This window comes from Lelliottia sp. RWM.1 (genome assembly GCF_016859735.1).
In the GTDB taxonomy this organism is placed as follows: domain Bacteria; phylum Pseudomonadota; class Gammaproteobacteria; order Enterobacterales; family Enterobacteriaceae; genus Enterobacter.
In genome coordinates this window covers 44,988-58,524 of record NZ_WLVC01000002.1, presented here as the reverse complement: position 1 = coordinate 58,524, position 13,537 = coordinate 44,988, and the positions used below count along the sequence as shown (strand labels likewise).

At 54.3% G+C, this 13,537-nt stretch carries 12 protein-coding genes; 4 read left to right on the top strand and 8 right to left on the bottom strand.

The genetic code is table 11. The features are described from left to right. Window position 1: 1 nt before the first annotated feature. From ureC to plsY, 6 genes are all read right to left on the bottom strand, one after another. The gene (ureC, locus tag GF617_RS02065; protein ID WP_203450955.1) at window positions 2–1,705 is read right to left on the bottom strand and encodes an urease subunit alpha; all 1,704 of its coding nucleotides are present in this window, start codon (window positions 1,703–1,705) and stop codon (window positions 2–4) included. Next, window positions 1,698–2,018, bottom strand: a complete 321-nt coding sequence (locus GF617_RS02060; protein ID WP_181620844.1) for an urease subunit beta — start codon at window positions 2,016–2,018, stop codon at window positions 1,698–1,700. Before GF617_RS02060 ends, ureC begins: the two co-directional genes overlap by 8 nt. A gap of 10 nt (window positions 2,019–2,028) precedes the next feature. Further along, complete coding sequence (locus GF617_RS02055; RefSeq protein ID WP_203450954.1) at window positions 2,029–2,331, bottom strand: urease subunit gamma; 303 nt, start codon at window positions 2,329–2,331, stop codon at window positions 2,029–2,031. A 10-nt stretch (window positions 2,332–2,341) separates the two neighbouring features. After that, window positions 2,342–3,169, bottom strand: a complete 828-nt coding sequence (locus GF617_RS02050; protein ID WP_203450953.1) for an urease accessory protein UreD — start codon at window positions 3,167–3,169, stop codon at window positions 2,342–2,344. 422 nt (window positions 3,170–3,591) lie between these two features. Beyond that, window positions 3,592–5,058 carry an MFS transporter gene (locus GF617_RS02045; protein ID WP_203450952.1) on the bottom strand — a complete coding sequence of 489 codons (1,467 nt, stop codon included), beginning with the start codon at window positions 5,056–5,058 and terminating at the stop codon, window positions 3,592–3,594. 93 nt (window positions 5,059–5,151) lie between these two features. Then, a complete protein-coding gene (gene plsY / locus GF617_RS02040; RefSeq protein WP_181620840.1) occupies window positions 5,152–5,772 on the bottom strand; it encodes a glycerol-3-phosphate 1-O-acyltransferase PlsY in 621 nt (206 codons plus the stop codon). 107 nt (window positions 5,773–5,879) lie between these two features. Between plsY and folB the strand changes: the two genes are divergently transcribed. Both folB and bacA read left to right on the top strand, forming a co-directional pair. Then, the gene (folB, locus tag GF617_RS02035) at window positions 5,880–6,248 is read left to right on the top strand and encodes a bifunctional dihydroneopterin aldolase/7,8-dihydroneopterin epimerase (protein WP_181620839.1); all 369 of its coding nucleotides are present in this window, start codon (window positions 5,880–5,882) and stop codon (window positions 6,246–6,248) included. Window positions 6,249–6,352: 104 nt separating this feature from the next. Then, window positions 6,353–7,174, top strand: a complete 822-nt coding sequence (gene bacA, locus GF617_RS02030; protein ID WP_203450951.1) for an undecaprenyl-diphosphate phosphatase — start codon at window positions 6,353–6,355, stop codon at window positions 7,172–7,174. Between the two features lie 10 nt (window positions 7,175–7,184). Here bacA and GF617_RS02025 read toward each other — a convergent pair whose 3' ends face one another. Then, entirely contained in the window at window positions 7,185–8,426 is a 1,242-nt protein-coding gene (locus tag GF617_RS02025) for a multifunctional CCA addition/repair protein (protein ID WP_203450950.1), read from the bottom strand. Window positions 8,427–8,487: 61 nt separating this feature from the next. Beyond that, a complete protein-coding gene (locus GF617_RS02020; RefSeq protein WP_181623839.1) occupies window positions 8,488–9,108 on the bottom strand; it encodes a TIGR04211 family SH3 domain-containing protein in 621 nt (206 codons plus the stop codon). 229 nt (window positions 9,109–9,337) lie between these two features. Here GF617_RS02020 and GF617_RS02015 point away from each other — a divergent pair, with 229 nt between their 5' ends. Beyond that, on the top strand, window positions 9,338–10,636 hold the full coding sequence (locus tag GF617_RS02015) for an inorganic triphosphatase (RefSeq protein WP_181620836.1): 1,299 nt from the start codon (window positions 9,338–9,340) through the stop codon (window positions 10,634–10,636). Between the two features lie 20 nt (window positions 10,637–10,656). Then, a complete protein-coding gene (gene glnE / locus GF617_RS02010) occupies window positions 10,657–13,512 on the top strand; it encodes a bifunctional [glutamate--ammonia ligase]-adenylyl-L-tyrosine phosphorylase/[glutamate--ammonia-ligase] adenylyltransferase (RefSeq protein WP_203450949.1) in 2,856 nt (951 codons plus the stop codon). Window positions 13,513–13,537: the final 25 nt, after the last annotated feature.

Here is a 13,537-nt window from a genome sequence, read left to right as displayed (position 1 = left end):
CCTAAAACAGAAAATAGCGCTGAGCCATCGGCAGAACATCTGCGGGCTCGCTGGTGATCAGATGTCCGTCAACACGGACCTCATAAGTTTGTGCATCCACGGTGATATTCGGCTGTAGATCGTTATGGATCATGTCGGCTTTTTTTACTGTTCGACAGCCTTTCACCACGGCAATGGCGCTCTGCAAGTTCAGTTGCTGGGGGATGCCATTGGTTGCCGCAGCCTGTGAGACAAACGTCAGGCGCGTGGCGTGGCGTGCAGCACCCAGCGAGCCAAACATCGGGCGATAATGCACCGGTTGCGGCGTCGGGATAGAGGCGTTGATATCACCCATTGGCGCGCAGGCGATCATTCCACCTTTGACGATGGTGGCAGGTTTCACACCAAAAAATGCGGGTGACCAGACCACTAGATCCGCCAGCTTTCCCGCTTCAATGGAGCCGACCTCATGTGAAATACCGTGGGTGAGTGCAGGGTTGATGGTGTATTTGGCGATATAGCGCTTTACGCGGACGTTATCATTTTCACCGGACTCTTCCGGTAACATACCTCGCTGGACTTTCATCCGGTGTGCGACCTGCCAGGTGCGGATAATTACTTCGCCCACGCGGCCCATCGCCTGGGAGTCTGATGACGTGAGCGAGAACGCGCCGATATCGTGCAACACATCTTCGGCGGCGATCGTTTCCCGGCGAATACGGGATTCAGCAAAGGCCACATCTTCAGCAATATCGGGATCAAGATGGTGACAGACCATCAACATGTCGAGATGTTCATCGATAGTGTTGACGGTGTACGGCAGTGTCGGGTTCGTCGACGAGGGAAGAATATTGGGGTGCGCGCAGGCGGTAATGATATCCGGTGCATGTCCGCCGCCCGCACCTTCGGTATGGAACGTGTGAATGGTGCGACCCGCGATCGCCGCCAGCGTATCTTCAACAAAGCCGGATTCATTCAGCGTGTCGCTGTGCAGGGCCACCTGAATATCCATTTCGTCAGCCACGTTCAGTGAACAGTTGATTGCCGCAGGCGTCGCGCCCCAGTCCTCGTGGATTTTCAGGCCGATAGCACCCGCGGCGATTTGTTCGCGCAAGGCATCAGGATTCGATCCGTTGCCTTTCCCCAGAAATCCAATATTGACGGGCAGGGTGTCGGCGGCCTGTAGCATGCGGGCGATATACCAGGGCCCCGGTGTGCAGGTGGTTGCGTGCGTGCCCGCAGCCGGGCCTGTTCCTCCCCCAATCATGGTGGTGACACCAGAGACCAGCGCTTCTTCGGCTTGCTGTGGGCAGATCCAGTGAATGTGGGTGTCGATCCCACCAGCGGTGACGATCTTGCCTTCAGCGGCGATCACCTCCGTTGCTGCGCCAATCGGGATCGTCACGCCGGGTTGGATATCGGGGTTTCCAGCTTTACCGACGGCAAAGATCCGCCCGTTCTTCACCCCGATATCCGCTTTCACGATCCCCCAGTGATCGACGATCAACGCGTTGGTCAGGACCAGATCCACGCACTCTTCTGCGGTCATCTGCCCTTGTCCCATGCCGTCGCGGATCACTTTCCCGCCGCCGAATTTAACCTCTTCACCGTAGATCGTGAGATCGTGTTCCACTTCGATCCACAGCCCGGTATCGGCCAGCCTGACTTTATCTCCCGTCGTCGGGCCGAACATATCGGCATAGGCCTGGCGTGAAATATCAGCCATTTTTTACCTCCAGTTCGCCCATAACATCGCCCCGAAAGCCGAAAATGCGCTGTGCGCCTGCCACTTTGACCAACGTGACTTCACGTTTCTGGCCGGGTTCAAACCGTACCGCTGTGCCGGCTGGAATATTGAGGCGATAGCCTTTTACAGGTTCACGATCGAACTTTAGCGCCGGGTTGACCTCGTAAAAGTGGTAATGCGATCCCACCTGGATCGGCCTGTCGCCGTGGTTTTCCACGATCACACGTTGTGTTTCTCGCCCACTGTTAAGGGCTATCTGCCCTGATTTGATCTGGTATTCACCTGGGATCATCACATGCTCCTTACACAATGGGGTTGTGAACGGTGACAAGCTTGGAGCCGTCTGGAAACGTGGCTTCAACCTGAATGTCGGGGATCATTTCCGGGACACCTTCCATCACCTGAGTGCGCGTCAGAACGTGGCGGCCAGCTTCCATTAAAGCCGCCACGGTTTCCCCGTCGCGAGCACCTTCCATAATAAAGGCGCTGATCAAGGCGACCGATTCCGGATAGTTAAGCTTTACACCACGAGCCAGGCGGCGCTCAGCAACCAGCGCCGCGGTGAACAACAACAGCTTGTCTTTTTCTCTGGGGGTCAGTTCCATAACGTTTCTCTTAGGTCTGCCAGATGCGGGGTGAGCAGGGCGATTTGGTGGTTAAAAGCGGGCGAAGCGACTGCCATATTTCGCGCATTACCCGCTGACAAATCAGGTTATCGTGCGAGAGAAAACGCACCGACATCAGACCATCGGTGAGGGTCGCTCCGGCAAAATTTTCCAGCGGGGCGAGCTGTTCACGCACAGTTTCAAGGTGATGTTCCGTTGATGGATAGAACAGCAATGTGCCGATCCACGGATGGTTTGCTACAGAGGAAAGGTCTCCGTCCTTCAGATGCTGACGCTCAATTAACCGCGGTTCACCCTCGATCCAGACCTCCAGCCGACTCTCGATTGTGCCGAGGCTGAAGGTTTCGTTGATCACCGGACGGCCCAGGCAGAAAAGCTCCCAGGCCAGCAGGGTGCTGGAGGTTTGCAGATGGAAGACGGAACGCAGTGCGGCATTCGCGCCAGGGAAGAAAATGGAGTCCTGCGGCAACCACTCCAGCGTGGCGTTTTCTGCGAGGGTAAAGTGCTGCTCCAGACGTGCCTCTTTACCGCTGCTGCGGTAAAACTTGCTTGCTCCCGGCATGGTAATCAGCGTGTGACAGCCCGCTTCTAACTGAACGGAAATATTCAGAACATCTCCACCGACAATTCCACCGGGTGGGTGAAGTAAGTAGAGGTGGCAGGTTTCCTCTTCGGGGTAAAACGGGCGTTGAACCGTGAGGGGGCCTACGTGACGGGCCGACTGCAGAAGGGTTTTCTCAGGGGTGCGGCGAAACAGCAGATCAAGGGATGCCTGCCAGCCTTTATAAGAGTTATCAGTGACCTGAGTTGCTAACATGCTGCATCCATCTGCTCACTACCGGGTTACGTTTTAGTATGCCCTGGCAGAAATGAAGGCTGTCATATGAGTCGCTTATGGATGAGTGTTGAGGTTTGTTCCGTTCACCTTGAGAGTGGCAGAAAATAAAATGATGCAGCCTGTGAATGGGAAAAGGGGGCCACCGCGGCCCCGCAACAAAATCGGTGCTTCGCACTTCGCTCATCTCCCGACCCTCTGCCTGCGGTCGGCTCAACTCGATATCCTGTCTCGATTCGCCTCAGGCCGCTATCCCTGGCGTCCAGACCTTGTCATTCGGTCTCCGGTTCGCCGATTTTAGCGGGGACTCAACACCCGTTCCCCTTTCAGGCCGCTGTGGGTGTTTCAGATAGCAGAGGTGCTGTAGTGAACGGAACAATTCCACAATTGAGTTAAGGAGGAAATTACCGATAATCCTCCGCATCCACATCATACCCGGACGGTTCCCAGCGGATCGCCAGCAGTGAGGCCAGCCCGATAAACGGCGCCAGGGCAATCACCCAGAACACCGCGGTATCCAGAGAGGCAACCAGCAGTGGGAACAGGAACAGCGACAGCGTTGAGCTGCTGCGCATCAGCGTCTGGTTGAGGCCAACGCCTACACCGCGCAACGACGTTGGATAGCTCAGCGAAGCAAATGCCATGGTATGCGCGCCCGGTCCAAAACCCTGGCCGAACAGGAACAGCGCCAGCATGGCGACGGCGATAATACCTTCCGGGGCGCCTTCCGGGCGACCAATCAGCGCCAGACCAAGCAAGGCAATAAGCTGACAGGTATAACCTGCAAGTGACATTCGCCATGCGCCAAAGCGCGGGACGTAACGCACTGCCAGCAGTCCGCCGACGAACGCAAACAGCAGGTTAAGCGCCAGCGAGATCAAAATGGTGGTCAACATCGACTGAACAAAGAAGCTGGAGATAATGACGGGCAGGCCAAAGGCCACGGCGTTATAGGCAAATGAGGAGACCACCGACAGCAACGTCGCCAGCGTTGTTCGCCGTAAATAGACCCCCTTGAACAGGTTCAGGTAATTTGCCCATTTTGCTTTATTGACCACCGGCGCTGGCTGGTTGAGCGCATCCTGCGGGACATGGGCGTTAATGTTATACGACTGGCGCAGAATGGAAGCTGCCTGTTTCAGGTTGCCCTGGTTTGCCGCCCAGACCGGAGACTCGCTCATATAGCGGCTGCGGATTGCGATAATGACCAATGCAGGAACCGCGCCAAAGCCGAGGATCAAACGCCAGAGCCAGTCGCTGTGGCTTTCCGGCAGGACCGCATAGAAGAAGAGAACCAACAGATAAGAGATACTGATGGCGGCGTACCAGGTTGGACACCACATGGCGACGCTGGAGGCTTTGTTGCCGGGGCCTTTTAGTTTGGCAAATTCGCTTAAAAATGCCATCGCGACGGGAAGGTCGATCCCCACGCCAAGACCCATTACGAAGCGTGCCCCCGCCAGAACATACTCGTTCGGCGCCAGCGCACAGGCGATGGCGGCCACCACGAAGAACACCATGTCGGCCATAAAGACGCGGTAACGCCCAATTTTGTCCGTGAGGTAGCCACCGAGGAGCGCCCCGACGATTGCCCCGAAGGTGATGGCCGACGCCACCATGCCCGTGCCTGCCGGCGTGAGATTAAACTCGCGGGTAATGTCTTTGATACCGAATGCCAGAGCACCGAGATCGTATGCATCGAGGAAAATACCGCCCAGCGCGATACCGATCACGATACGGGCATTCGCCCGGCCCTGAGAACCCGCGTTGACCAGACGTGAAACGTCAGAGGCGCTACGAACCCATCTGATGTCGCCATCAGGGGAATGTTCTGCCGTTGAAAGAGAGGTTGAGTTGGTGATTTCTGCCATTTTTCTTTTTGTGTGGTTGTGTTGTGTCTCTAACAGTTACCACAGGCAGAAGGTGACCAAAATCACATTTGGTTATAAGGCATAACTAACCGCTTACTGAGGGTCTTTTTTCTTTCTCTTTAGCTTCAGTTTCGTCCAGATTTTGGTCTCCTGACGACGCCATAAGCGCTGAATGTTATCGTGATGGCGCAACAAAATGAGGCAGGAGAGCATCGACACCGGGAAGGTAAACTGGGGCTTAAACCACCAGACATAAAATGGCGCGATAAGTGCGCTCACAATTGCGCCCAGCGATGAATAGCCACTCAGTAAAATGGTCAAAAGCCAGGTTCCGGCCATCACGCCCGTTAAATCCCAACCGATGGGCGCAATCGCGCCAAATGCGGTGGCAACGCCTTTACCGCCTTTAAAACCAAAGAAAACAGGCCAGATATGACCAATACAGGCTGCGATGGCGATAAGCCCGAGCCAAAAAGGGGTAACGCCCAGAGCATATGCGCCCCAGACCGGTAGCATTCCTTTCAGAACATCAAAAATCAAAACCGCTACGGCTGCTCCCTTGCCGCCAATTCGTAGTACATTGGTCGCCCCGGGATTCCGGGATCCGCTCTCGCGTGGATCAGGTAACCCGGCGATGCGGCAGACCAGAATGGCGCTGGAGATTGAGCCGCAAAGGTAGGCGAGGAGAATCATTCCAGGCGCGATTGCACTCATAACGCTGTTCCGTTTTGAAAATGTATCTGTGTTCTCAACATCTGTGGATAATACGCATAATTCGCCGGAAGTGGTATCCGGTTTAGCCAAAAAGCAGGCAGGTCGTGATGGATATTGTATTTATAGAGCAACTTTCGGTAATCACCACTATTGGTGTTTACGACTGGGAACAGACCATCGAACAGAAATTAGTGTTCGATATCGAAATGGGCTGGGACAACCGTCTGGCCGCAAAAAGTGATGATGTGAATGACTGTCTGAGCTATGCCGATATTAGCGACACGGTCATTAGCCACGTCGAAGGCCAACGTTTTGCACTGGTTGAACGCGTGGCAGAAGAGGTTGCAGATTTGCTGTTGAGCCGCTTCAACTCTCCCTGGGTACGTATCAAACTCAGTAAGCCCGGCGCTGTGGCACGCGCGACCAATGTTGGTGTGATCATCGAGCGTGGCAGTAATCCGAAAGGAAACATTTAACGTCATAATAGCTAAACCATTTTCGGTTATACCGGTCTTAAGGATGTATCTTTCACGGTGGACATGACGGTTCACCGTTTTTATATCTTTTTAGGGGTTTATTGATGAGCGATATGCACTCGCTGCTGGTGGCGGCAATCCTGGGTGTGGTCGAAGGATTGACGGAGTTTTTGCCGGTTTCCAGTACTGGTCACATGATTATCGTGGGACATCTGCTGGGCTTTGAGGGCGATACGGCAAAGACGTTTGAAGTTGTTATCCAGTTAGGTTCGATTCTGGCGGTCGTTGTGATGTTCTGGCGTCGTCTCTTTGGCTTGATTGGTATTCACTTTGGCCGTCTGCCGCAACACGAGGGAGAAGGTAAAGGCCGCCTGACGCTGATCCATATCCTGTTAGGTATGGTTCCTGCTGTAGTACTGGGACTGATTTTTCACGACACGATTAAATCGCTGTTTAACCCGATTAACGTCATGTATGCGCTGGTGGTTGGCGGGGTGTTGCTGATTGTAGCGGAAGTGCTGAAACCGAAAAAACCGCGTGCGGAAGGCCTGGACGACATGACTTACCGTCAGGCATTCATGATTGGCTGTTTCCAGTGTCTGGCGCTGTGGCCGGGTTTTTCGCGTTCAGGAGCAACGATTTCAGGTGGGATGCTGATGGGCGTTAGCCGTTACGCGGCATCGGAGTTTTCATTCCTGCTGGCCGTACCGATGATGATGGGGGCAACTGCGCTTGATCTCTATAAAAGCATCGGCTTCCTGACGGTGGGAGATATTCCGATGTTCGCCGTGGGCTTTATCACCGCCTTTATTGTGGCGCTGATTGCGATCAAAACCTTCCTGCAACTTATCAAACGTATCTCGTTTATTCCGTTTGCGATCTATCGCTTTATTGTCGCCGCGGCGGTGTACGTCGTCTTCTTCTGATTGATTGCCCTCAGTCTTTTGGCTGAGGGCAACGCTGTTCCTTCCAGTCAGCTACTGCCTGAATACGGCGTTTGGTCAGCTCTTCGCGGATCTCTGGTCCTTTAAAGCCGGCTTCGACAACGTCTTTTGTTGGCACTGCACTCGCTACGATCCATGCCTCACGCAACAACCGTCCCTGCGGATAATCGCAGGCTTCAAACCCGGTGCGCCCACGAACGTCGGCTTCACTGGTCAGAGCGATCTGTTCTACGCGCTGTGGCTTGCGCCAGGCGTCGATACTGTCGAAAAGTTTGACGACAGTGGTTGGTTTCAGGATCGGGAACGTGTGGATCAGGTCATGAAACTCCGCCACCAGTTTTGCCAGATCGCGGATGTCGTTAGGCACACGCAGACGCTGACATAATCCCTCAACCAGTTTCACTCCCGCCGGGCCGTGTCCGTGGTGGCGAGGCCAGAACTCTTTCGGTGTTAACCCTTTGCCCAGATCGTGGCATAGCGTCGCGAAACGTACATCAATGGCAGGGCTGAGCATGGCCGCCATACTCAGCGTCATCAGGGTATGAATGCCGGTATCAATTTCCGGATGCCATTTTGCCGGAGCCGGCACACCGAAGAGTACATCGATTTCCGGGAACAGGACTTTCAGCGCACCACACTCACGAAGTACCTGGAAAAAGACCTGCGGGTTGCGGGTCGATAGCGCGCTTTCTGTCTCTTTCCAGACGCGTTCTGGCGTAAGGTGCTCCAGCTCGCCCGCATGGGTCATGGCGGTCATCAGTGCCATAGTCTCAGTGGCGATACGAAAACTCAGGTGAGCATAACGAGCAGCGAAACGCGCCACGCGCAGCACGCGCAGCGGATCTTCAGAAAACGCAGGGGAGACATGACGCAAAATACGGTCTCGGAGATCGTCCAGACCGCCATAAGCGTCAAAAATTCGGCCTTGATCGTCCTGTGCCAGCGCGTTAATGGTGAGGTCCCGGCGCAACAAATCTTGCTCCAGAGTCACATCAGGTGCGGCATAGCAGGTAAAACCGGTATAACCGGAGCCAGATTTTCGCTCGGTGCGAGCCAGGGCGTACTCTTCATGGCTGGTTGGGTGAAGAAATACGGGAAAATCGCGGCCTACCTGCTGGTAGCCCGCGTCGAGCATCTTCTGAGGCGTGGAACCCACCACGACCCAGTCTCTGTCTTTGACCGGCAGGCCTAACAACGCATCACGAACCGCACCACCGACCAGATAACTCTTCACGCCCACAACTCCCGTCTTTTCTTTTCGCAAGATAGTACGTAAGTCTGGCATTGAAGACGAATTAATTCATCCAACGATCTTTACGCTTACGGCTTGGGATCAGCAGCGGCAGAACCAGACCCAGCACCAAACCTACGCCCAACACGCCACCGCCATACATAAACCACTGCATGATGATGGTTCGTTGTTTGTCGTCGAGCTGCAGGTTAGCGGCATTCACTTTTTTCTGGGCGACAATAAGCTCGTTTTTCAGTTTCTGGTTTTCGTCTTTCAGACCGCTAATCACGCTGTCACTCTGGGCAACTTTCTGCTGCATTTCAGCGGTACGCTGGTTCCAGGTGGTGTCGATATTGTTCAGCTTATCGGTCAGCGTTTTTACCTGATTTTCCAGATCTGGCACGCGGGTGCGCAGACTCGGCACGGTGCTAAGTTCCTTCATCGGGATCCAGGAGGTACGTCCGGTGCTGTCACGAACCTGGCCGTAATTAGTGTCTGGATTGGTCTGTAACAGTGTGACTTCTTCCCCAGCATTGACCGTGCCCAGGAGGCGATAATTATCACCAGGGCCGCTACGCACCCAGGTGTTCAGTTCGTCAGAAACATAACGTTTCTCTTCAGCGTGCACCGCGGTTGCAGCGCTGAATGCAAGTAAAGTAAGTCCAATCAGGCGTAATTTAAGCATCATTCGTCGTTATTTTCATAAAAAGTGGATCGATAGTAGTGGCAACAGTGTCTCTACGCAAAGTATTCGTCAGCAATCGGAATCATCTGTGTCACGGCTTCAAACTTTTAAGCTCGGAAAATTGCTCATTGCGTGGCAATTTGGCGCAAAATACTATGTACTGACAAAAAAGTGGCGAGTAAGTTCGCCTTAATTGACTCATCTGTGACGCACACATAAGTACAAGGCCATGGCACAAGAAATCGAATTAAAATTTATCGTCGAAAACGACAGCGTTGATGCGCTGCGCAACCATCTGCATACATTGTCTGGCGAGCATCACGAACCCGTTCAGTTACTCAATATCTATTACGAAACGCCAGATAACTGGCTGCGTCAACATGACATGGGGTTGCGCATTCGTGGTGCTAATGGACGCTACGAGATGACGATGAAAATTGCTGGCCGGGTGGTCGGTGGTTTGCATCAACGCCCGGAATACAATATCGACATCAGCAAGCCAGAACTTGAGCTCGATCGTCTTCCCGCAGAAGTATGGCCAAATGGTGAATTACCGGAAACCCTTAGCGCTCAGGTGCAACCGCTGTTTAGCACCGATTTCTGGCGTGAGAAATGGCTGGTGAATGAAGGTAAAAGCCGGATTGAAATCGCCCTTGATTTGGGTGAGGTGAAGGCGGGGGAATTTCAGGAGCCCATTTGTGAACTGGAACTTGAATTGCTGGAAGGCGACGCCGCTGACGTCCTCAGGCTGGCGCATAAGCTGGTCAGTCAATCCGGTTTACGTCAGGGCAGTCTGAGCAAAGCTGCGCGTGGGTATCACCTGGCTGCCGGGAATGCACCGCGTCAGCCTAAGGCGACGGCGATTTTACGCACCGTGCCGAAAGCAAGCGTGGAGCAAGGTCTGGAGGCCTCGCTGGAGCTGGCGCTTTCTCAGTGGCAGTACCACGAAGAGCTGTGGGCGCGCGGTGTGAAAGGATCGAAAGCCCATGTATTGGGCGCGATGGGACTGGTTCGCCATGCGTTAACGCTGTTTGGCGGCATTGTTCCTCGTAAAGCAAGTGCTCACTTACGTGATTTTCTGACCCAGGCGGAAACGCTGATGGCGTCCGATGTCTCAGCAAAAACGGCAATCTACAGTCCGCAGAACGCGACTGCAAAACTGGCGCTCACCGAATTTCTGGTGACGCGTAGCTGGCGCACATTCCTGGATGCAAAAGCGCAAACCAAAATCAGTGAATCATTCAAACGTTTTGCGGATATCCAGCTTTCCCGTCATGCCGCTGAACTGAAGACGACCTTTGCTTATCCGCTGGGCGACCAGTATGGCGATCAGCTTATTCGCCTGACGCGCAATATCGACAGCATGCTACTGCTGTCTGGCGCCTACGAGGGTAAAGCACAGGTCTGGCTGGAAAACTGGCAGGGGCTGAAACATGCTATCGAAACCCGTCAGCATATTGAGATAGAGCATTTCCGTAATGAGGCCATTTCGCAGGAGCCATTCTGGCTGCACAGCGGAAAACGTTAACTCTGGCAAGGAACCCTACAATGCCGCTTTCTTCGCAGTTACAGCAGCAGTGGCAGACCGTTTGCGAACGTCTGCCTGAGTCATTACCGGCGTCATCATTAAGCGAGCAGGCTAAGTGCGTGCTCACGTTCAGTGATTTTGTGCAGGAGAGTGTAACGGCTAATCCTGAGTGGCTGGCTGAGCTTGAGAACTCTCCGCCGCAGGCCGAAGAGTGGCGGCAGTATGCTGGCTGGTTACAAACCGAACTTGATGGCGTGGCGGATGAGGCGACGCTAATGTGCGTTTTGCGTCAGTTCCGCCGTCGGGTGATGGTGCGTATTGCCTGGGCGCAGTCGCTGGAACTGGTGAGCGAAGAGAGCACATTGCAGCAACTGAGTGGCCTGGCGCAGACGCTGATCGTTGCCGCGCGCGACTGGCTGTATGACGTCTGCTGCCGCGAGTGGGGAACGCCCTGTAGTGAAGAGGGCGTTCCTCAGCCATTGCTTATCCTGGGAATGGGCAAGCTGGGTGGCTGCGAGCTGAATTTCTCCTCCGATATCGATCTGATCTTTGCCTGGCCAGAAAAGGGCTCTACGCGTGGTGGACGCCGTGAACTGGACAACGCGCAGTTTTTCACGCGTTTAGGTCAGCGGTTAATCAAAGCGCTGGACCAGCCCACTCAGGACGGTTTTGTCTATCGCGTAGATATGCGTCTGCGTCCGTTTGGTGACAGTGGCCCGCTGGTACTGAGTTTTGCGGCACTGGAAGATTATTACCAGGAGCAGGGGCGTGACTGGGAGCGTTATGCGATGGTCAAAGCGCGGATTATGGGCGACAGCGACGATGCCTATGCCAATGAACTGCGTGCCATGCTGCGCCCGTTCGTTTTCCGCCGCTATATCGACTTCAGTGTGATCCAGTCGCTGCGTAACATGAAAGGGATGATCTCCCGAGAAGTCCGCCGCCGTGGCCTGAAAGACAACATCAAACTCGGTGCTGGTGGAATTCGTGAAATCGAATTCATTGTCCAGGTTTTTCAGCTTATTCGGGGCGGGCGCGAACCGTCCCTGCAATCCCGTTCGCTACTGCCAACGTTAAGCGCGATTGAGCAACTTCATTTATTGCCAGAAGGCGATGCGCAAACGCTGCGCGATGCATACCTTTTCCTGCGCCGTCTGGAAAATCTCCTGCAAAGCATTAATGACGAACAAACCCAAACCCTGCCTGGTGATGAGCTAAATCGCGCGCGTCTGGCATGGGGAATGCGCGCGGATGACTGGTCGGTATTAACGGATCAACTGGAAACCCACATGGCGGGTGTGCGTCGCATCTTTAATGACCTGATTGGTGACGACGAAAGTGAATCCCCGGATGATACGCTCTCAGAACACTGGCGAGAACTGTGGCAGGACGCATTGCAGGAAGATGACACAACACCTGTTCTCGCACATTTGAGTGATGAGGATCGTCACCGCGTGGTGGTCTTGATTGCCGATTTTCGGGTGGAGCTGAACAAGCGCGCCATTGGACCACGTGGCCGCCAGGTGCTGGATCATCTGATGCCGCATCTGCTCAGCGATGTCTGCTCGCGTGAGGATGCGCCTGTACCGTTGTCACGTATGATGCCGCTGTTAAGTGGGATCATCACCCGTACAACCTATCTTGAGCTGCTGAGTGAGTTCCCTGGCGCGCTGAAACATCTGATTTCGCTGTGTGCGGCCTCTCCGATGGTTGCCAGCCAACTGGCGCGTTATCCCCTGCTGCTGGACGAGTTGCTGGATCCGAATACGCTGTATCAGCCGACGGCAACGGACGCTTACCGCGATGAACTTCGCCAGTATTTGCTACGCGTGCCGGAAGAGGACGAAGAGCAACAGCTTGAAGCACTGCGGCAGTTTAAGCAGGCGCAGTTGTTGCGTATTGCTGCAGCCGATATTGCCGGTACATTGCCGGTAATGAAAGTGAGCGATCACTTAACCTGGCTTGCGGAAGCGATTATCGATGCGGTAGTGCAGCAAGCCTGGGGGCAGATGGTGACGCGGTTTGGGCAACCCAAACATCTGGCCGACCGCGAAGGTCGTGGCTTTGCTGTCGTGGGCTACGGAAAACTCGGTGGCTGGGAGTTGGGATACAGCTCCGATCTCGATTTGATTTTCCTGCATGACTGCCCGGTTGATGTCATGACTGATGGCGAGCGCGAAATCGACGGGCGTCAGTTCTATCTGCGTCTGGCACAGCGCATTATGCACCTGTTCAGTACCCGCACCTCGTCGGGCATTTTGTATGAAGTGGATGCCCGTTTACGCCCATCCGGCGCGGCAGGCATGTTGGTGACCTCAACCGAATCCTTTGCCGATTATCAGAAGAATGAAGCCTGGACATGGGAACATCAGGCGCTGGTGCGTGCCCGCGTGGTGTATGGCGATCCGCAGCTCAAAACGCAGTTTGACCTTATCCGTAAAGATGTCATGACCACGCTGCGTGAAGGCAGCATGCTGCAAACCGAAGTACGCGAAATGCGTGAAAAAATGCGCACCCATTTAGGCAATAAGCACCGTGATCGCTTTGATATCAAGGCCGATGAAGGGGGGATTACCGATATTGAGTTCATCACACAGTATCTGGTGCTGCTGCATGCGCACGATAAGCCGAAACTGACGCGCTGGTCTGATAACGTGCGTATTCTGGAACTGCTTGCGCAAAACGACATTATGGATGAGCAGGAAGCACAGGCGTTAACGCGTGCTTATACGACGCTTCGCGATGCGTTGCACCATCTGGCATTGCAGGAGCAACCCGGCCATGTCGCGCTGGACTGCTTTGTACAGGAACGTGCGCAGGTAACGGCAAGCTGGCAGAAGTGGCTGGTGGAACCGTGCGTATCAAAACAAGTGTGATATTATCGCGCGCAAATTGTGAATC

What these genes read in the sequence shown, in the direction of transcription:
- GF617_RS02060 (WP_181620844.1), bottom strand. Translation starts at nt 2,018, where the DNA reads ATGATCCCAGGTGAATACCAGATCAAATCAGGGCAGATAGCCCTTAAC.
- GF617_RS02050 (WP_203450953.1), bottom strand. Translation starts at nt 3,169, where the DNA reads ATGTTAGCAACTCAGGTCACTGATAACTCTTATAAAGGCTGGCAGGCA.
- plsY (WP_181620840.1), bottom strand. Translation starts at nt 5,772, where the DNA reads ATGAGTGCAATCGCGCCTGGAATGATTCTCCTCGCCTACCTTTGCGGC.
- GF617_RS02015 (WP_181620836.1), top strand. Translation starts at nt 9,338, where the DNA reads ATGGCACAAGAAATCGAATTAAAATTTATCGTCGAAAACGACAGCGTT.
- folB (WP_181620839.1), top strand. Translation starts at nt 5,880, where the DNA reads ATGGATATTGTATTTATAGAGCAACTTTCGGTAATCACCACTATTGGT.
- GF617_RS02045 (WP_203450952.1), bottom strand. Translation starts at nt 5,058, where the DNA reads ATGGCAGAAATCACCAACTCAACCTCTCTTTCAACGGCAGAACATTCC.
- ureC (WP_203450955.1), bottom strand. Translation starts at nt 1,705, where the DNA reads ATGGCTGATATTTCACGCCAGGCCTATGCCGATATGTTCGGCCCGACG.
- bacA (WP_203450951.1), top strand. Translation starts at nt 6,353, where the DNA reads ATGAGCGATATGCACTCGCTGCTGGTGGCGGCAATCCTGGGTGTGGTC.
- GF617_RS02055 (WP_203450954.1), bottom strand. Translation starts at nt 2,331, where the DNA reads ATGGAACTGACCCCCAGAGAAAAAGACAAGCTGTTGTTGTTCACCGCG.
- GF617_RS02020 (WP_181623839.1), bottom strand. Translation starts at nt 9,108, where the DNA reads ATGCTTAAATTACGCCTGATTGGACTTACTTTACTTGCATTCAGCGCT.
- glnE (WP_203450949.1), top strand. Translation starts at nt 10,657, where the DNA reads ATGCCGCTTTCTTCGCAGTTACAGCAGCAGTGGCAGACCGTTTGCGAA.